Source organism: Streptomyces sp. SID12488, from assembly GCF_010548275.1.
GTDB lineage: Bacteria > Actinomycetota > Actinomycetes > Streptomycetales > Streptomycetaceae > Streptomyces.
This window is the reverse complement of sequence record NZ_JAAGLT010000008.1, coordinates 309,071-327,919: the sequence shown is the minus strand read 5'-3', so window position 1 is coordinate 327,919 and position 18,849 is coordinate 309,071. Positions and strand designations below refer to the sequence as shown.

The following is an 18,849-nucleotide window of genomic DNA, read 5'->3' as shown; positions in this document are numbered from 1 at the left end:
GGCGGACGCCGCGGTGCGCCGCGACCGGGCCCTGCGGGAGCTGCGCACCGCCGAACGCGACGTCACGCAGGCCGAGCTGCTCCACGAACGGGCCAGGGCGCGACTCGCGTCGCTGCGGACCGACGGGCCCACCGCCGGGGCCGCCGACCCGCTGGACGCCGTACGGGAACCGCGCGTCGCCGGGACGCCGACGACCGCCGGGCCGTCGCTCCGCGAAACCCTGGTGGCCACCGGCGAGTTCAACGAGGCTGTACGAGCCCTGCGGGCCGCGCACCAGCGGCTCACCCGCACCGCCGAGGAGACCGACCGGGAACTCGCGGGGCTCGGCACGGGCCCGGCCGAGCGGACCGTGCACCCGGCCGGCGGCTCGACCACGGCCGAGGAGCGGTCGGCGCGCGCCGAGGAGCACCTGCGGGAGGCGGAGACCGCGCTGACGGCGAGCGTGCACGCCCGGGACGAGGCGGTCAGGGCCGTCCGGGCCGTCGACCAGGAGCAGGCCGCCGCGAGCGACGAGCAGAACCGCCGGGCGGCTGAACAGCGCACGGCCCGTCGAGCACTGGCCGACGCGACGCCTGCCCTGCGGACGGCCCGTGGGACGAGTGGAGAGGGCCGTATCGAGCTGCCGGTGGCGTCCCTGGCCTCACGCACTCCTCGGCGCCCGGTCACCGACACCGGGCTGCGAAGCCGCCGTCCCGCCCCGGAACCGGCCCCGCTGCGCGAGATCGTGGTGGAGAAGTCCGACCGTACGACGACACCCCCGCAGGCCGCCCCGCGCCCCGGGACCGTCACCAAGTCCCGCACCGCACCCGGCCGCAGCACCGCACCGACCGGCGGGAAGCGGTCCGCCGGATCTCGCTCCCACACCTCCACGACCCCGAACCCGGGACAGACCCGCGTCCTGAGCGGGCTGAACCGGACCGCCATCGACGTACCCCACGACGGCGACTGTCTGTTCAGCGCGCTGCTGCGCACCGCTCCGGGCCAGATCCTCGACCCGGACGGAAACACACCCACGCCCACCGGCATGCGGCAGCGGATCTCCGCCGACCTCACCCGGGAACTGGACCTGCCCCCGGCGGACCGGACCCGGTGGAACAGCATGACCGGCCAGGTCCAGGAGAGCCTGGCGGCGGACCGGGCCCGCCGGCGCCAGGGCGAGGCGGCACTGAACCGGCCGAAGGAACCCGCTCGGACCGACGCCGAACGGCGCGCGGAGTACGACCGGTTCGCCGACGAGGAGCGCGAGCGGCTCGCCGACACCGGCCCGACCGACGACGAACTCCGCGGGATCGCCGCCGACATGGGGACGCCGGGGGTCTACGACTCGGCCGCCGGTGACCTGGCCCTGGGACTGGCCACCCAGATCTACGGATTCAACGCCCGGGTGATCGGCCGGGGAAGCCCGTACCCGGTCGGCGACGGCCCCGGCGCGCCCGTCGTGCTGGTCCGCCTGGACCGGGCCGAAGCGGGGGCCGACCACTGGATGGCGACCGGGCCGAGGTCCAGCGGATCCAGGTCCACCGACACCACCGCGCCGGCCCCGCCGACGACCGCGGCGGCGCCGGAGGCGGCGGCCCCGACCCACCGCACGGCACGGACCGTGGAACGCCCCGTTGCCCGTGCCGCCTGGACCCACCGCCGGGCCGGTGCACCCGTGGCGCGCCTGAGTATCGAGCGCTTCGACCCCGCCCGCGACCCCGCAGCGGACACCCGCAGCGAGGGAACACTGGCCGGGAGCCAGACCCTGATCCGCTACAGCGCCCGCCGGGTGCAGGCCGACGACGGCACCTGGGTGCGCGACTTCACCCTGAACCTGCCGGTGCGGCGGACCGGAACCATGGACCCCTCCGTGCTCACCGCGCTGCAGGCGCAGCTCCAGTCGCTGTTGGACACCCACGTCAACACCGGTTACGCGCTGCCGAAGTCGGGCGACCAGGTGCATGTGGGCGTCCGGCTGGTCGACGCCCCCGACCACGGTGAGCACATCACGCTCACCGACACCCCTGAGGGTTCCGCACCGCCCCGCGCCCGCCAGCGGACCCTGGACCTGCGGCACAGCGACGGGGTGAAGCTGCACGAGATGCTGCACTACCTGGGGCTGCCCGACACGTATGTCGATCCCGACGCCCTCTTCCGGCGGTCGAAGGACCAGCCCGCGGTCCGTACCGAGGGGGTGATGACGGCCACCTGGAACCTCGTTCCGGGAACCCTGCCCCAGGAGTACGTGGAGCGGATCGAAGCCGTCGCCGACTCCCATCTCGTCCTGCGCGACCACCCGTTGGCCGCCCCATCGGCGACCACACGACCTTCCCGCCCGACCCCGGCGGACGCGGATCGCGCGGCGGAGCCCTACTCCACCACCGACACCTTCGACGACGAGTTCACCGCTCTGACCGACGGCAGCTTCCCCGTGCACGCCGCGACGGACCGCTGGACGGTCTGGGGAGTCGACGGGGACGCCAAGGCCCTCGTGGCCGAGATCCCCGGCCTGGGTCTGCGCGGTGCCCACGTCGACGGCGGGGAGCGTCCGCACGCCGGCCCGTTCACCGACCCGGCCGGGGAGCCCCGGCGCGACCAGGACCGGTCCCCCGCCTGGAACTGGTATCTGCCCGGCGAGGGCGCCGTCGCGTCGTCGCACTGGCGCACCGCCCCGCCGGACGCCCCGCACCCGGTGGGCCCGCGCCCCCCGGTCGACCCCGCCGTCACCGCCGCCCGCCGCACCGACACCACGGCCCTCCCCGAGGGCACCCGGTGGCGGCAGGACGACGACACACTGCACGTGTTCAGCGACCTGGCCCCTGACGAGGTCTTCCGTACAGGCCTGCTCCCGGGCGGCCACAACCCGGTGCACCTGCTCAAGCACGCCGCCGACGCGCCCGCCGACAGCGCCTACCTCACCGCCGGACGCCGAACCGATCATCCACGGTCCGCCACGGCGCGGTGGCGGTACGACCTCAGGGTGCCGGGCGGGATCGATCTCAACGCCACCCTCGACATCGCCTCGCCCTTCCCGGACCGGCACGAGGTCGCGTTCCCCGGCGGCGTCGGCTCCCGCTTCGTCCAGGGCGCGCAGCGGCTCACCGACGGGGCGCCGGACGGCACCCGCCACGAGAACCCCGGCTTCGCCCCGGACCGGACAGAACCGGACCGGACAGAACCGGACGGGGCAGAACCGGACGGGCAAGGCGGCCACGACGCCCCGACGAGCGAGGCGGACGGCGACGACCGGTGGGAGACGAGCCCGGCACCGCTGCAGCAGGTCACGGACTACACCCTCCTCTTGACGAGCCCGCAGGCCGTACCGTTCCGGCGGATCGCGCCGGTGGAGACAGTCCTCGCCGTCGACCAGCAACTGCCCGGCGCGGCGGCGTTGGCCATGGTCCGGCGACCGATCGTGCTGGACCCCGGCCATCCCCCGCTCAGGGTCTCCGGCGACGGAACCCTGGCGATCAACAACGCGGGACCCGGTGTCCAGGAGGTCTACGCGACCGATCGTGCCATCGCCGACGCCAACCGCGAACTGGCCGAGGTCGGCAGCGCGGTCACGCTCGGCATCGACCCGAGCACCGTGGTGCGGCTCTTGCCGCACACCCTGCCTCTCCGCCGGGTCGTACCGGTCTTCTCCGGCGGTTCGAGGCCGTCGCCCGAGTGCAACAACTTCGCGGGCCGGGTCCTCGGTGGCCTACCCGACGCCATCGTGCTGCGGAACGGGATGGGCACCATCGTCCCGGTCAGGACGAGGGACGTGTCCAACAACCTGATGGCCAACACCCACCAACTGGTCCACTCGATGAGCCGCCAGATCGAGCAGAGCCCCTCGGCCGACACGCGCACGGCCGTGAACGCCATCGTCCGGAACGTGAAGCTGAACGAGCGGAACGGTTCCGGGTCAATCGCAGTCGGGGCGCGATACCAGGCCCTCACCACGCACCCCGTGGCAGCACCCCGGTGGGATCGGCTGAGCAGCACGATCCGGGTGAACGAGTACGCCTCGGCGGGTGTGGGTGACGGTTACCTCATCCAGTCGACAGGCGATCTGAACGCCAACGGTGAATTGCGGCTCCCCACCCCGGCGCCGGGAACAGTCCCGCCCTTCGGCTATCACTTCGCCACAACGGTGCTCGCCAGCGAGGACGGAACGTCGCACGTGACGCTGGAGAACCGCAATCGCGCCGGGGAGACGCAACGTGCCATGGACGAGGCCATCGGCATCAACCGGGCGAACCACCAGCCCGTGGGCACAGATCGCCGCAGCGTCCAGCAGCTCTCACGCGACCACGACCTCATGCCCAACGACTCGGACCTGTGGCACTTCCGGATCTACGGGCCGGGTGAGGGGGTTCACCGATCGGTGAACCAGCCGGTGGCCGGTACGGACAGCGCGGCGATGCATCGGCCGTTCACAGCCGTGGTGACCGGTGGCCGCACACCGAACCGGTTCTCGGCGGTGCGGTTCGAGGAGAAGGCCAAGACCCTCGAAAGGCCCTATGTCAACCAGCTCAACGAACTGGCCGCGAAAACGGCCCGCAACGCCCTGTGGAGCGCCAAACGCAACCTCCCGATGCCGACCGTGACCATCACCGGGTACGGCCACAGCTCCTTCCCGCCCCGCGCGGAGGCCACCGGCACCGCACGGGCGATCCACACCACCGAGCTGTTCCGGCACGCTCTGCAGGGGGCGCTCGACAGTCTCCAGCGGCTCCGGCCTCCCGGACACCCCAGGATCACGGCCCAACACATCACCGTGCGATCGGCGACCGGCGGCAACAGGTTCCCCACCGACATCGAGGACAGGGGCGGGACGGAGCAGAGCCTCCCGTTCGACCCGGCGGACCGGTTGCGGACCGCCACGATCGAGATCGACATCGCACCGTTCACCCTGCCCTGAGCGGCGCCCCGAACGAGCACCACCCACACACGACGGAGTAGGAACACGTGGAACAGACGCCGGCACGACGGCAGACCACCGAGGACCCGGCCGCGGTCGGTGGACGTCCCGCACCGGAGCCGAACGACGACGAAGCGGCGGTCTGGGAACAGCCACTGCCCTGGCCGGCCACCTCGTCCGAGCCGGAACCGGACCCGGTCGCCGAGTCAGAGCCCGTTCCCGCCCCTGTGGCGGCGCCGGCGGTGTCCGACGACCGCACCGCGACACGTCCCGACCGGCCCGTGGCCGTACCCCCGACCACCGGACAGGACGACGTCCCGGCCGGGGAACCCGCGGACGCCGACAACGCGGAGCCGCCGGATCCTGACGATCAGCGGTCCCGGCTGCTCGACCGGCTCGCCTCGCTGCGCGCGTTGGCCGCGTCCTCACGGGAGGCCGGCGACGAGGAGTACTCGCCGCCGTCCGGAGGGTCGGGAGCATCCGCGCCGGGACCGTCCGACGCGGACTCCACCGCACGGGTGCCCGGAGCAGTCGTCGGCGGTGCCGTGCTGCTGGTCTGCGCGCTGGCCGCCGTCCCGTTCCTGCTGGCGTCCGGCGACGACACACCGGCCCGGAAACACCGCGACTCCGCAGCCGATGCGGCCTCCGACGTGACCGTCCGCTACAACTCTCCGGGCGCGACGAACGGGCCCGGCGCCCCGGAGCCCGGCAAGGGCGGCTCGTCGCACAAGCCCGCCAAGGACGCCGGGGGGAAGTCCCCGGGCAGCGCGACGGACGAGGCCGACGGCAGCGACGCCGGCAGTACGAATGCCGACCCGGACAGCACGTCGTCCGGGAAGCCCGCCGCCTCGGGCGGCAAGAACACCAAGCCCGCCGAGGAGGGAGACACCACGACGGCCTCTCCCACGACGAAGGCCACCGCCCACGCGGCCACCGCGACCAATGGCACAGTGGCCCCCGCCGGCAGGATGATCGCCGGTTACCCGTCCTCCCGGTGCATCGAGATCTCGTCGCACAGCGGCACAGACGGCTCTCCGCTGCGGCTGTGGGACTGCGGCAGCGCCTCATGGCAGAAGTGGGTCTTCAAGTCCGACGGCAGCGTGCGGTCGATGGGCCTGTGCATGGACGCCGCCAACGCCGGCACCGCGAACGGCACCCGGGTCCAACTGGCCACCTGCAACGGCGGATCGGCGCAGCAGTTCAACCTCAACAGCTCCCACGACCTGGTCAACATCCGGGCCGGCAAGTGCGTCGACGCCGTCGACACGGGCACCGGCAACGGCACCCGGCTGCAGCTGTGGGAGTGCGAGGGAAGCTCCAACCAGAAGTGGTACCTGAAATAGCCTCACCTACCGCCGCCCCCGTCACGGCGGGAAGCTCCGCCGCGACGCCCCTGCCACGCTTCGAACCCGCCCTGACCGTTTCCCAAGTCACTACCGGGGGTTTCCGGTCCGGGACTCCTGGACGAGTCATTCCGAATGCTGACGGTGTGTCCGGGAACGCGGACGGGGCGTCCAAAATCATTGCGTGACGAACAACCTGGACGCCCTGCTGACCGCACTGCACATGCAGATCGACGACGAGATCGGGGAGTACCCGGTGGCTGGGCCGACCGCTGCGGCCGACGGATTCCGAGCTTGTCCGCCTCACTGTCGCGCAGGCGCTGCTGGGCTTCACCTCGGAGTCGCGGTGGCTGCGGTTCGTGGACACCCGCTCGGGCGGGATGATCCCGGGACTCCACGAGACAGGGTGCATCTCATAGTCCCCGGATTCGGCCGTGCACAGTTGCGGTCGCCCGGGGGCGCCGGGATCTGACCGGGCCAGGGGACACCCGTCGAGGCCGCCTGCCGCATCATCATCCTCGAAGACCAGCTCGAGGAAGCCCAGCGCATCAACACCGAACACCGCCGCGCAGCCGAAACACCGGATCCGACGACCACGGCCTGAGACGGCTGAACCCGGCGCAATCAGACCCGGCCGTCGGCACCGTACGGGGCGTACAGGTCCAGCAGTCGGGTCCGGGCCGAGCGGAGACGGTGGGTGAGCACGTCACCGACCCACTGGGCGATGGTGCTGCCGATGGCCGGGTCCTCCTGGCACATCGCGCGGACTGCCGTGGCGTCGAACTCGTACGCCCGCACCGGGGTCGTCGCTTCGGCGCCCAGGTGCCAGGTGTGCGGGCTGAACAGCCAGGACACACCGACGAGTTCGTTGTGCCGGAGGGTCTCGATGACGGCCGCGCGGCGGCCCGGCACATGCATGTCGAGCTGGACCGTGCCCGTGCGGATGATCCAGAAGCGGTCGGCCCGGCTGCCCTCCTCGAACAGGCGCGTCCCCTGCGGGAAGGAGACCTCGTGGGCGAAGCGCATGAGCCGCAGCCGGTGCTCGGCAGGCAGCGCGCGCGGCAAGCTGAGTGTGGGGGCGGTGATCATGGCGTGCCTCCCGACGGAACGTGGGAACTGTCAGGACCAGCGTGTGCCCGACACCCGGCGGCAGCCCATGGGCCACCCGGTCCATCGGCCGGGCCACTCGGCTCCGAGCCGGGGACTTCCGGCATGCTGTGGCACCGGCGCCCCGGCTGTTCCATGAGTACGCGAGAGGGCCCACCCGGTGGAGGGGCGAGCTGTGGGTACCTGCCTCGCTCCCGACCTTGCGTACGCGTCGTCCCCCTGGAGGACTGAGCCATGCGCATCGTCATCGCTCTCGGCGGCAACGCCCTGCTGCACCGAGGCGAGCACCCCGACGCGGCGGTCCAGAAGGCGAACATCGACCGGGTGACCACCGCGATCGCCGCCCTCGCCCACGATCACGATCACGAGACCGTCATCACCCACGGCAGGTCGGGCACGCTCGTCCACCCGGACCCGCCCGTCGTGTGACGGTCGCCGGCCGGATGGCCGGCCGGCCCCGGCAGGAGGGGGCCGGACGGCCCGTCCGCGACCCTGTCCGGCCCTCCCGACGACCAGCACGTCGCACGAGCATGGAGCCAGGGAGACAGGGAGACATCCCAGTGCCGAGCAAGGGAGAGAACCGGCGATGACAGCGACAGTGACAGCGGGAACGACCGCGGGAACGCGCGCGTCCGAGGCATGGCACGGCTTCGTCGGCACCCCGTGGCGCGAACACGTCGACGTGCGCGCCTTCATCCAGGCCAACTACACGCCGTACGAAGGCGATGCCGCGTTCCTGGCCGGTCCCACGGACCGCACCCGAGCCGTGTGGGAGAAGGTCAGTGCCCTGTTCCCGGAGGAGCGGCGCCGGGGCATCCTCGACGTCGACACCGCGACCCCGTCCACGATCACCTCGCACGCACCCGGATACATCGACCGCGAACGGGAGTTGATCGTCGGCCTGCAGACCGATGCCCCGCTGAAGCGCGCGATCATGCCGAACGGCGGCCTGCGGATGGTCGAGAACAGCCTGAAGGCGTACGGGTACGAGGCCGACCCCTTCGTCTCCCGCGTCTTCGGGACCTACCGCAAGACCCACGACGACGGTGTCTTCGACGCGTACACCCCCGAGATGCGCGCCGCCCGCAAGGCCGGGATCATCACCGGGCTGCCCGACGCCTACGGCCGGGGCCGGATCATCGGCGACTACCGGCGCGTCGCGCTGTACGGCACCGCCTTCCTCGCCCACGCCAAGCGTGCCGAGCGCGCACTGCTCGACGCCGGGCCGTCGACGGCGGACACCATCCGGGACCGGGAGGAACTCGCCGAACAGATGCGGGCGTTGGGTGAGCTGACGCGGATGGCGGCCACGTACGGCTGCGACGTCTCCCGTCCTGCCGGCACCGCGCACGAGGCCGTGCAGTGGCTGTACTTGGGCTACCTGGCCGCCGTGAAGGAGCAGAACGGCGCCGCGATGTCGCTGGGCCGCACGTCCACCTTCCTGGACGTCTACCTCCAGCGGGACCTCGAGGCAGGGCTGATCGACGAGAGCCGCGCCCAGGAACTCGTCGACGACTTCGTGATCAAGCTACGGATCGTACGGTTCCTGCGCGCCCCCGAGTACGACGCGCTGTTCTCCGGCGATCCGACCTGGGTGACGGAGTCCATCGGGGGCATGGGCGCGGACGGGCGGACCCTGGTCACCCGTACCTCCTTCCGCTTCCTGCAGACCCTCCACAACCTCGGCCCGGCACCCGAACCGAACCTGACGGTCCTGTGGTCGCCACAACTGCCCGCCCCCTTCAAGGAGTTCTGCGCCCAGGTGTCGATCGACACCAGTGCCGTCCAGTACGAGTCCGACGAGCTGATGCGGTCCCGTACCGGTGACGACACCGCGATCGCCTGCTGTGTGTCGGCGATGGCGGTCGGGAAGCAGATGCAGTTCTTCGGGGCACGGGTCAACGTGGCCAAGGCGCTGCTGTACGCGGTCAACGGCGGCCGGGACGAGATGACCGGCGACCAGATCGCGCCCCCGACGCCCCCACTGACCGGGGAGTACCTGGACTACGACGAACTGTCCGCGGCGTACGACCGTGTCCTGGACTGGCTGGCGCGGACGTACGTCGACGCGCTGAACGTCATCCACTACATGCACGACAAGTACGCCTACGAGCGCGTCGAGATGGCGCTGCACGACCACCCTGTGCACCGTTTCATGGCCTGCGGCATCGCGGGGCTGTCTGTCGCCGCGGACAGTCTGTCCGCCGTCAGGTACGCGCGGGTGAAGGTGTTCCGGGACGCCAACGGCCTCGCCGTCGACTTCCGTACGGAGGGCGAGTTCCCGGCGTACGGCAACAACGACGACCGCGCCGACAGCATCGCCGTCGGCCTGGTGGAGTCGTTCATGGCGAAGGTGCGCGAGCACCCCGCCTACCGGGACGCCGAGCACACCCAGTCGGTGCTGACGATCACCTCGAACGTCGTCTACGGCAAGCGCACCGGGCACACCCCCGACGGGCGCCGGGCCGGACAGCCCTTCGCGCCCGGCGCCAACCCGATGAACGGCCGGGACCGGCACGGGGTCGCCGCCTCCGCGCTCTCGGTCGCCAAACTCCCGTACGAGCAGGCCCGCGACGGCATCTCACTGACGACGACCATCACCCCGGAGGGGCTGGGGCACGCCCCCGAGGAGCGTGTGGGGCACCTGGTCGGCATCCTCGACGCCTACATGGCCGCGGCGGCTTCCACATGAACGTGAACGTCCTCGACCGCGCCACGCTGTACGAGGCCCTCGGTGTTCCGTTCCCGCTGCGCGACGCTCCCGTCCCCAGTCCCGAACTGGTCGAACGTGTCCGTGAACAGTTCCGGGCGCATGGCCTGTCCGCCTACTGAGCGCGACACCAGGCACGGCAGGGGGCCGCCGCAGCCGCCGGCCGCGGTGATCGCGGGAGGCGCTGCGGGCTCGTCGGTGGGCCCGCAGCGCGGAACACGTGCCAGGGCCGTTCGGTCCCCGGCAGGGACCTGCGGCCCCTGCCGGGCGACTCGTCCGAGGACGAGGCTCTCACCCAGGACCCCCGATCCGAGAGGTGGGCATCATGCCCCGCACCGTCACCGTCGGCCTCGACGGTTCAGCCGAGAGCCGCACCGCCGCAGAGTGGGCCGCCCGCGAGGCACAACTGCTCGGCCTGCCATTGAAGCTGGTCCAGGTCTGGGAGCCGGTGCCGGCACCCATGGCGGAGGCGCCACTGCCCGGCGCCGAGACGCAGAAGTACTGGACCGAGAGGATTCCCCGCGAGACGAGCGAAGGGATCCGACTGCGCCATCCCGGCCTCGACGTGACCAGTGAACAACTGTCCGGCCGGCCCGCCGACGTGCTGGTGGGCGCCATGAAGGACGCGGAACTGCTCGTCCTCGGCTCGCGCGCGCTGGGCGGGATCGGCGGGTTCCTGGTCGGCTCGGTCGGGCTGTCCGTCGTGGCGCATGCCGACCGGCCGGTCGTGTTCGTCCGCGCCGGGGAACAGTCCGCCGACGAACACGAGACCGACCCGGTCGGCATTCCGTCCGCGGCGACTCCGTTCCGGCCCGTCGTCCTCGGCCTCGACGTCGAGCACCCCGACGACGAAGTGATCGGCTTCGCGTTCGCCGCCGCCGCCCGCCGCGGCACCTCCCTGCGCGTCGTGCACGGCTGGAACCCGCCCGCCTACTACGCCCACGGCCTGTCCATCGACCTCGAACTGCACGGATCCCTGGCGGTGCGCGAATCCACCGCCCTCACCGAGGTCCTGCGCCCGTGGAGCGAGAAGTTCCCGGCGACCGAGGTCACCGAGGAGTGCCCCTACGGCAGCCCCGGCAATCACCTCGTCGACGCATCCCACAAGGCTTCCCTGGTCGTCGTCGGCCGTCGCCGCCGCCGCGGCCCGCTCGGCGCCCACATCGGCTCCGTCACCCACGCCGTCCTGCACCACTCCACCGCCCCCGTCGCCGTCGTCTCCCACGGCTGACCCATCACCCCAGCACCCCATCACCCCCAACACCCATCCCAAGGAGCAGCAACCATGAAGGCAGCGGTTGTCCGAGCCTTCGGCGAACCCCTCGTCATCGAGGACCGCCCCGACCCCGAGCCCGGCCCCGGCCAGGTCCGCGTGCGCGTCGAGGCGTCCGGGCTGTGCCACACCGACATCCACGCCGCCCACGGCGACTGGCCGATCAGGCCGACCCCGCCCTTCGTCCCCGGCCATGAGGGCGTCGGACTCGTCGAGAAGCTCGGCGACGGCGTCACCCACCTGTCCGTCGGGCAGCGGGTGGCCGTGCCGTGGCTCGGCTGGGCCTGCGGCCGGTGCGAGCACTGCCTGACCGGCTGGGAGACGCTGTGCGAGCGGCAGATCAACACCGGCTACGGCTGCGACGGCGGGCACGCCGAGAAGATGCTGGCCTGGGCGGACTTCGCCCAGCCGGTGCCCGATGGTGTGAGCGCCGTGGACGCGGCCCCGCTGGCCTGCGCCGGGGTGACCACGTACAAGGCGCTCAAGGTCGCCGGTGTGCGGCCCGCGCAGCTCGTCGCGATCTCCGGGATCGGCGGGCTCGGTCACCTGGCGGTGCAGTACGCGAAGATCGCCGGGGCGACCGTCGCCGCGATCGACGTCACCGACGAGAAACTCGAACTGGCCGCCGAACTCGGCGCGGACCTCGTCATCGACGCCCGCAAGGACGATGTCGGCCAGGTCCTCAGGCAGCACGGCGGAGCGCATGCCGCGATCGCGCTGGCCGTGAACGAGGCCGCGTTCGGGGCCGTCAACTCGGGCCTGCGGCGCGGCGGGAAGCTCGTCATGGTGGCGCTGCCCGCGCACGGCACGATCCAGGTCCCGATCTTCGACACCGTACTGAACGGCACCTCGGTGATCGGCTCAATCGTCGGTACCCGGCAGGACCTCGCCGAGGTCCTCCAGCTGCACGCGGCCGGACAGACCAAGGTCATCTGCGAGACCCGGCCGCTGGCCGCCGTCAACGAGTCCATCGACGAGGTGCTGCGCGGCGAGGTCAAGGCACGGATCGTCTTCGACCTCGGTACGGGACGGTGAGGACGATGGACCTCCCGATCGTCGTCGGAGTCGACGGCTCCGAGCCCGGCCTGCGGGCCGTCGACTGGGCGGCCGACGAGGCCGTACTGCACGGGCTGCCGCTGCGGGTGGTGTACGCGTCGCTGTGGGAGCGGTACGAGGGCACCTCGCTCGCCCAGGACGTCGGCAAACCGTCCGAGCAGGTGCTGGCCGAGGACATCGTGGAGACCGCCGCCCGGCGCGCCCGCCGGCGTCGGCCCGACCTGAAGGTCTCCACGGACGTGCTGCCCGAGGAACCCGAGTACGCGCTGGTGCGGGAGAGCCGCGGAGCCACACTGCTGGTGACGGGCAGCCGTGGCCGCAGCGGCCTCGCCGAGGCGCTGCTGGGCTCCGTGAGCCTCACCGTGGCCGGGCACGCGCAGTGCCCGATGATCGTGATCCGCGGCAACCACGACAACCAGGCCCGGACCGGAACGCACGGCCGCGTCGTCGTGGGCGTCGGAGAGAAACCCGCGGGCTCGGCGGCGGTGCGCTTCGCCTTCGAGGAGGCGCGGCGACGCGGGGTGCCGCTGGACGCCGTACGGGCCTGGCGGTGGCCCGCGCACCAGAGCACCGACCATCCCCTGCTCACCGGAGAACCCGCTCGGCTGCACGAGCAGCAGGCGGTGGAGACCCTGGAAACGGCGCTCCAGGACGCCCCCGCCGACGTCGAGGCACACCGCCGCGCGGTCGAAGGCCACACCCGGACCGTGCTCGTGGACGCCTCACGGGACGCCGACCTCCTGATCATCGGAGCCAGGCGCCGCGCCGGGCACCACGGACTCCAGCTGGGCCGGGTGACCCACGGAGTACTGCACCACTCGGCCTGTCCGGTCGTCATCGTGCCCGAGCGGGGATGAGCCGGCTGAGCACCGGGGCACGGCGGCTTCCCGCACCGGGACCCCGGCTTCGTCGCCCCGGTTCTCGACAAGAGCTCTGAGGTCGTGCGCGTCCGCTTGCCGGATGTGCGGTGCAAACCCGGCGCGACCGGGACTCCTGACTCGTACCGGCAGCCGAGATCCCGCCCCCCTTCCGGCGTCGCAAGCCGAACGGCCCTGTCCCAAAGGGCCGTTCGGCTTTCTGACGGGTCCTCATGGCTCCTGCCCCTCGGGCCGGCGGACGACGAGCATCGTCGGTGGAGGCACTCCGGCTCGGATCGTCGGGCGGCGCCCCGGTCCGCAGCGGACCTGTTCTCGGCGCCTCCTGCCTCAGGCACACACGCCCTGGGCACACCCTGAGCGTGCGGAAGGGAAGCAGGCCCATGACTCTCCAACACGTGGTCGTCGGAGTGGACGGCTCACTGGTCTCTGTACGGGCGTTGGACCAGGCCGCGGAGGAAGCGGCCCGGCGTGGCATTGCGCTGCGCGTGGTGTACGCCGTGCCCGACCGCGACGAGGCCGGCCCGGTTCTCGCGTCCGCCGCCTCGCGCGTGCGTGAACGCCACCCCACCCTGCCCGTGGAGACCAGGGCCGAGGAGGGCGGCATCGTCCGGGCGCTGGTCCGCGAGAGCACGGACGCGGTGCTCACGGTCGTGGGCACACGGGGACTCGGTGGACTGGCCGGCTGGGCGAGCGGAGCGGTGAGTTCACGGCTCGCCGCGCAGGCACACGGCCCGCTGCTGGTCGTACGCGGGGAACGTCCGCACGACGTCTGCCGCGAGGTGCTGCTCGGTCTGGAGAGCGACATCAGCGCGGACGCGGCCCTCTACGCCATCAAGGAGGCGGAACGGCGCGGCACACGCCTGCGTGTCCTGCACTCCTGGACGCACCGGCACCCGAGTCCCGAACTGTCCTCGTCGGTACCGGCGACGAGCCCGGGACACGAGCCCCACCCCAGGACGGAGTCCGAGAGCCGGACAGTCCGCACCGCCCCGGCGGCATCCCTGGTGGAGGCCACCCGGGATGCCGCCGTCGTGGTCATCGGATCGCACCGGCCGGGCAGCCGGCACGGCGGACACCTGGGGCCGGTCGCACACGCCCTCCTGCACCACTCGCACTGTCCCGTGGTCGTCGTCCCCACCGGGTGAAGCACCCCCGTTGATGGGGCGACTACCCCCCTGAGCTCTGCCCGCCACGGCGCAGCACGGTCACAAGGACGACTAGAGTCAGCATGCCTGTCCCCTACCCAGGGGTGTGCCGGGTTCGGCTGGGGCTGCGGGGTGGGAGAGGCTCCTGTGAATGATCGGGACCGGGGTAGCTGGAAGATGCTGGCCGGTCTGCTGGCGTCGAGCCAGCTGATACCCCTTGAGTGGTTGCCGGCGAAGACGGCCGAGCATGCGGCGTCCGCGGGTTTCACCCAGGCACTGATCTATCTGGCGGACCTGCAGCGCGAGGTGCTGCAACTGCTGACCGGCCACGGACTGGACGCCGCGGGTGAAGCCGGCGCCGAGGAGACCGGGATCAGGATCGAGGGCACGCTGCCGGGCCGGGCGTACCAGTACGGGCAGATACTGCGCGGTGGCCGCTCGGATCCCGGAGAACAGCAGTGGTGGGTGCCGTTGCTCAACGGCACCGAGCGCCTGGGCGTGCTGCGCCTCACCACGCGGGCCGATGACGCGCGCACGCGGGAGAACATGGAACTGCTCGCCTCCCTGATCGCACTGATCATCGTCAGCAAACGGCAGAGCAGTGACTCCTATGCCCGGCTGATGCGCACCGGACCGCTGAACATCGCCGCCGAGATGCAATGGCATCTGATGCCGCCTCCCACCTACTCCGACAGCCGCGTGGCGATCTCCGCCGCGATGGAGCCGGCGCACCACATCAGTGGCGACGCCTACGACTACGCCACCGCCGGCTCGGTGGTGCACGTATCGATCTTCGACGCGATGGGCCACGACACCGCCGCAGGCCTGACCGCGGCCCTGGCGATGGGTACCTGCCGCAACACACGCCGCCAGGGTGGGAGCCTGCTGGACATCGGCGAAGCGATCGAGAAGGCGCTGATCAAGCAGTACCACCAGACGCGATACGTCACCGGAATCCTGGCCGATCTCGACACGGACACCGGAGTCCTGACGTGGGTCAACCGGGGCCACATGCCGCCGGTGCTCATTCGTGCGGGCCGTTCGAGCAACCAGTTGAGCTGCAAACCCGCACACCCGATGGGCACCGACCTGGGGCTGGAAGCCACGATGTGCCGTGAACAGCTGGAACCCGGTGACCGCATCGTGTTCTACACCGACGGCATCACCGAAGCCCGCGGCAGCGGCGATACCGAACTCGGTCTGGAACGCTTCATCGACTTCCTGATCCGCCACCATGCCGACGGACTGCCCGTCCCCGAAACGCTGCGCCGTCTCATCCACGCACTCCGCGACTACCACGACGGCCGGCTTCAGGACGATGCCACCATCCTGATCTGCGAATGGCACGGCCCCACCGATGCCCCCACGGCACCCGGGACAGGCAGCGACTGAACAGCCCGGTCGCGCCGCTGGACCAGCACACAGAACCGGTGGCGCCAACCTCGTCCGCAGGCCGGCGCGCCCTGATCGGTTGACGGAGGACCTCACGGCGCTGGTGGCCGACGACTGAGAGCACCGGACTCAGGCAGGCGTCCTCCCCGCCCAGGCCCATGTCCGCACCCTCGATGTCCCCCAGGTGCCGGCCTGGGCCGTTGCCTGTGTGGGACCAGGCATTAGGGCCGACCGGCCCCCCACGCACCCCCGGACAGCCCATGGGATCGCCGCCCGATCCGCTGGATGCTCGAAGTGGTGAAAAGCCTGGAGGAGACCCACGATGACGGATGACACGGTCAGCCGACCGACGGTCCATGCCCTGCTCTCGGACGGCACCACGGTGTGCGTACGTCCTGTGCTGCCAGGCGATCACGAGCGGCTGCAGGGGCTCTACGAGGACATGTCCGCGGAGAATCTGCGGCTGCGGTTCTTCGCGGCGAGCCGGCGTTCCGCCGTGATGGCCGCCGACCGGGCCTGTGCGCCACCGCGCCCCGGATCCGGCTACCGGGCGCTGCTGGCCGAGTCGCGAGGGCAGGTGATCGGCCTGGCCGAGTACGAGGCCGGCGAGGACGCGGCCTCAGCCGAGATGTCCATCGCCGTGGCCGACACCTTGCACCACCACGGCGTCGGCACGCTCCTCGTCGAGCACCTAGTCTCCGCCGCCCGCGCTGACGGCATCACCACGTTCACGGCGGATGCGCTCTCGGAGAACCACGAGGTGCTTCGGCTCTTCGCCGACCTGGGTCTGCGCACCGCGCGCCGTTTCGATGGTCCGGAGGTGCGTTGCGTCATCGAGTTGAAGGAGGACGACGGTTATCTCTCCGCCGTCGAGGCCCGTGGCCGGGCCGCGGACGTGGCCAGTCTGGAGCCGCTGCTGCGGCCGAAGGCGGTCGCCGTGGTGGGCGCCGGGCGCCGGCCAGGATCGGTGGGGCGGGCCCTCCTGCACCATCTGCACGAGGGTGGCTTCACCCGGCGGCTCTTCGCGGTGAACCCCTGTGCCACGTCGATCCTCGGCGTGCCGTCCCACCCCTCGGTCAGCGCGCTGCCCAAGGTCCCGGATCTCGCGGTCCTCGCGGTGCCCGCGGCCGCCGTCCCCGACACCGCGGAGGAGTGCGGCAAGGCCGGAGTACGGGCACTGCTCGTCGTCTCGGCCGGCCTCGACAGCCGGCAGGCGGAAGCCCTCATGGCCACGTGCCGTACCTACGGCATGCGGCTCGTCGGCCCCAACTCCCTCGGCGTCATCAACACCGACCCGGCGCTCTCCCTCGACGCCACCTTCGCGGCGGATCATCCGCGCCGCGGTACGGCGGGCGTCGCCGTGCAGTCCGGCGGCGTCGGCATCGCCCTGCTCGACGGACTGTCCCGCCTGGGTATCGGCGTGTCGTCCTTCGCCTCGCTCGGCGACAAGTACGACGTCAGCGGCAACGACATGCTCCAGTGGTGGGAGAGCGACGGCCGCACCGAGCTCGCCCTGCTGCACCTGGAGTCCTTCGGCAATCCGCGGGCCTTCTCCCGTACCGCACGGCGGGTGACCCGCCGTATGCCCGTGCTGACGGTCGACGCGGGCCGTACCGACGCCGGGCGCCGCGCCGCCGCCTCGCACACCGCTGCCGCCGCCACCCCGACGATGACCCGGCAGGCCCTGTTCACCCAGGCGGGCGTCACCGCCACCCGCTCGGTGGGCGAACTCCTGGAAACCGCCGCCCTGTTGCACTCCCAGCCGCTCCCGACGGGAAGCCGCGTGGTCATCGTCACCAACGCGGGCGGCGCGGGTGTCCTGGCCGCGGACGCCTGCGTGGAAGCGGGGTTGTCGCTTCCACCGCTCACGCCCTCGGTGGTCGAAGACCTGCATGCCGTACTGCCCGACGGTTCCACCGTCGGCAACCTCGTCGACGCCACCGCGGCCGTCACGGAGGAGCAGCTCGGAGACTGCGTGGACCTGATCATGGGGTACCCGGGTATCGACGCCGTCCTCGTGGCCCTCGTCCCCACGGCCGTCGCCGCCGCGACCGGCGACGACCTGGTGCGGGCCCTCACCAGCGGCCCCGCGCGCCGCGCGCTTCCGGTCGCCGTCGTACGCCTGGAGCAGGACCTGCCGGTCAGGCTGTTGCAGACGCGGGACGGCGGCGCCATCCCGTCGTACGCCGAACCAGGCTCGGCGGCACGGGCGTTGGCGCACGCCTCCCGCCGTGCGGCCTGGCTGAGCCGGCCCGCGGGCACCGTGCCGGAACTCCCTGAGGTCGCGGAGGTCGACACGGCCCGGGCCCGCACGGTCGCCGAGACCTATCTCGCCGCCCATCCGGACGGCGGCTGGCTCGATCCGCGCACCTGCGCCGAACTCCTCGGCTGCTACGACATTCCCCAGCTCCCGTGGTCCTGGGCGGAGACGGAGGACGACGCCGTCCTCGCGGCCGAACGGCTGCGGGGCCCCGACGGGCGGGTGGTCATGAAGGCCCACTGGCCCGGCCAACTGCACAAGAGCGAACAGCATGCCGTGCACCTCGATCTTGAAGGTGACGCCCAGGTGCGCTCCGCTTTCAGGGACTTCGAGACACGGTTCGCCGGCCTGATGACCGGGGTGGTCGTCCAGCCGCTGGCCGCACGCGGCACCGAACTGTTCGCGGGAGTCGTGCAGGACGAGGTCTTCGGCCCGCTCGTGCTGTTCGGGCTCGGCGGCACCGCGACCGAGGTCCTGGCCGACCAGGCCGCCCGCCTCGCCCCGCTCACCGACCACGACGTCCACGACCTGATCACCGCGCCGCGCTGCGCACCCCTCCTGTTCGGCGCGCACGGCAGCGGACCCGTCGACCTCCAGGGTCTGGAACAACTGCTGCTGCGCCTGTCCCGCCTCGCGGTCGACCTTCCGCAACTCGCCGAGGCCGACTTCAACCCCGTCCTCACGACGCCTGAAGCGGTCACGGTGCTCGACGCACGAGTCCGTCTGCTGCCACGCACGGCTCAGGACCCCTATCTGCGCCGACTGCGCTGAGCCGCGAACGCTCTGAGAGGAAGTGC

At 71.9% G+C, this 18,849-nt stretch carries 9 protein-coding genes and 4 pseudogenes; 12 read left to right on the top strand and 1 reads right to left on the bottom strand.

The window, feature by feature from the left end; all coding sequences use genetic code 11:
* Positions 1-13: 13 nt before the first annotated feature.
* From G3I56_RS16250 to G3I56_RS43870, 3 genes and pseudogenes are all read left to right on the top strand, one after another.
* The gene (locus G3I56_RS16250) at positions 14-4,888 is read left to right on the top strand and encodes a hypothetical protein (RefSeq protein WP_164409669.1); all 4,875 of its coding nucleotides are present in this window, start codon (positions 14-16) and stop codon (positions 4,886-4,888) included.
* Positions 4,889-4,935: 47 nt separating this feature from the next.
* Positions 4,936-6,231, top strand: a complete 1,296-nt coding sequence (locus G3I56_RS45055) for a ricin-type beta-trefoil lectin domain protein (protein ID WP_164409668.1) — start codon at positions 4,936-4,938, stop codon at positions 6,229-6,231.
* Positions 6,232-6,709: 478 nt separating this feature from the next.
* Positions 6,710-6,835, top strand: a pseudogene (locus G3I56_RS43870) (MerR family transcriptional regulator); the annotation flags it as partial.
* Positions 6,836-6,855: 20 nt separating this feature from the next.
* On the opposite strand, the gene G3I56_RS16235 reads toward G3I56_RS43870, so the two are convergent.
* Positions 6,856-7,320, bottom strand: a complete 465-nt coding sequence (locus G3I56_RS16235; RefSeq protein ID WP_164409667.1) for a cyclic nucleotide-binding domain-containing protein — start codon at positions 7,318-7,320, stop codon at positions 6,856-6,858.
* A gap of 252 nt (positions 7,321-7,572) precedes the next feature.
* Between G3I56_RS16235 and G3I56_RS16230 the strand changes: the two are divergent.
* The 9 genes and pseudogenes from G3I56_RS16230 to G3I56_RS16195 all read left to right on the top strand — a co-directional run.
* Positions 7,573-7,725: pseudogene (locus tag G3I56_RS16230) on the top strand (carbamate kinase); the annotation flags it as partial.
* Between the two features lie 199 nt (positions 7,726-7,924).
* Positions 7,925-10,071 (top strand): annotated as a pseudogene (gene pflB / locus G3I56_RS16225) (formate C-acetyltransferase); the annotation flags it as partial.
* Positions 10,060-10,170 (top strand): annotated as a pseudogene (locus tag G3I56_RS43865) (pyruvate formate-lyase 1-activating enzyme); the annotation flags it as partial. The pseudogenes pflB and G3I56_RS43865, both read left to right, overlap by 12 nt.
* A 203-nt stretch (positions 10,171-10,373) precedes the next feature.
* Entirely contained in the window at positions 10,374-11,279 is a 906-nt protein-coding gene (locus G3I56_RS16220; RefSeq protein ID WP_164409666.1) for a universal stress protein, read from the top strand.
* A gap of 54 nt (positions 11,280-11,333) precedes the next feature.
* The gene (locus tag G3I56_RS16215) at positions 11,334-12,356 is read left to right on the top strand and encodes a zinc-dependent alcohol dehydrogenase (RefSeq protein ID WP_164409665.1); all 1,023 of its coding nucleotides are present in this window, start codon (positions 11,334-11,336) and stop codon (positions 12,354-12,356) included.
* 5 nt (positions 12,357-12,361) lie between these two features.
* Complete coding sequence (locus tag G3I56_RS16210) at positions 12,362-13,234, top strand: universal stress protein (RefSeq protein WP_164409664.1); 873 nt, start codon at positions 12,362-12,364, stop codon at positions 13,232-13,234.
* 401 nt (positions 13,235-13,635) lie between these two features.
* On the top strand, positions 13,636-14,400 hold the full coding sequence (locus tag G3I56_RS16205; RefSeq protein ID WP_203689957.1) for a universal stress protein: 765 nt from the start codon (positions 13,636-13,638) through the stop codon (positions 14,398-14,400).
* A gap of 177 nt (positions 14,401-14,577) precedes the next feature.
* Positions 14,578-15,792 (top strand): PP2C family protein-serine/threonine phosphatase, encoded by a 1,215-nt coding sequence (locus tag G3I56_RS16200; protein ID WP_164409697.1) that lies wholly within the window; start codon positions 14,578-14,580, stop codon positions 15,790-15,792.
* A gap of 322 nt (positions 15,793-16,114) precedes the next feature.
* The gene (locus tag G3I56_RS16195) at positions 16,115-18,823 is read left to right on the top strand and encodes a bifunctional GNAT family N-acetyltransferase/acetate--CoA ligase family protein (RefSeq protein WP_164409663.1); all 2,709 of its coding nucleotides are present in this window, start codon (positions 16,115-16,117) and stop codon (positions 18,821-18,823) included.
* The last annotated feature ends 26 nt before the right edge of the window (positions 18,824-18,849 follow it).

Excerpts from the sequence above, each read along its gene's own strand:
- G3I56_RS16205 (WP_203689957.1), top strand. The coding sequence starts at position 13,636 with ATGACTCTCCAACACGTGGTCGTCGGAGTGGACGGCTCACTGGTCTCT.
- G3I56_RS16220 (WP_164409666.1), top strand. The coding sequence starts at position 10,374 with ATGCCCCGCACCGTCACCGTCGGCCTCGACGGTTCAGCCGAGAGCCGC.
- G3I56_RS16200 (WP_164409697.1), top strand. The coding sequence starts at position 14,578 with ATGCTGGCCGGTCTGCTGGCGTCGAGCCAGCTGATACCCCTTGAGTGG.
- G3I56_RS16235 (WP_164409667.1), bottom strand. The coding sequence starts at position 7,320 with ATGATCACCGCCCCCACACTCAGCTTGCCGCGCGCGCTGCCTGCCGAG.
- G3I56_RS16215 (WP_164409665.1), top strand. The coding sequence starts at position 11,334 with ATGAAGGCAGCGGTTGTCCGAGCCTTCGGCGAACCCCTCGTCATCGAG.
- G3I56_RS16195 (WP_164409663.1), top strand. The coding sequence starts at position 16,115 with ATGACGGATGACACGGTCAGCCGACCGACGGTCCATGCCCTGCTCTCG.
- G3I56_RS16210 (WP_164409664.1), top strand. The coding sequence starts at position 12,362 with ATGGACCTCCCGATCGTCGTCGGAGTCGACGGCTCCGAGCCCGGCCTG.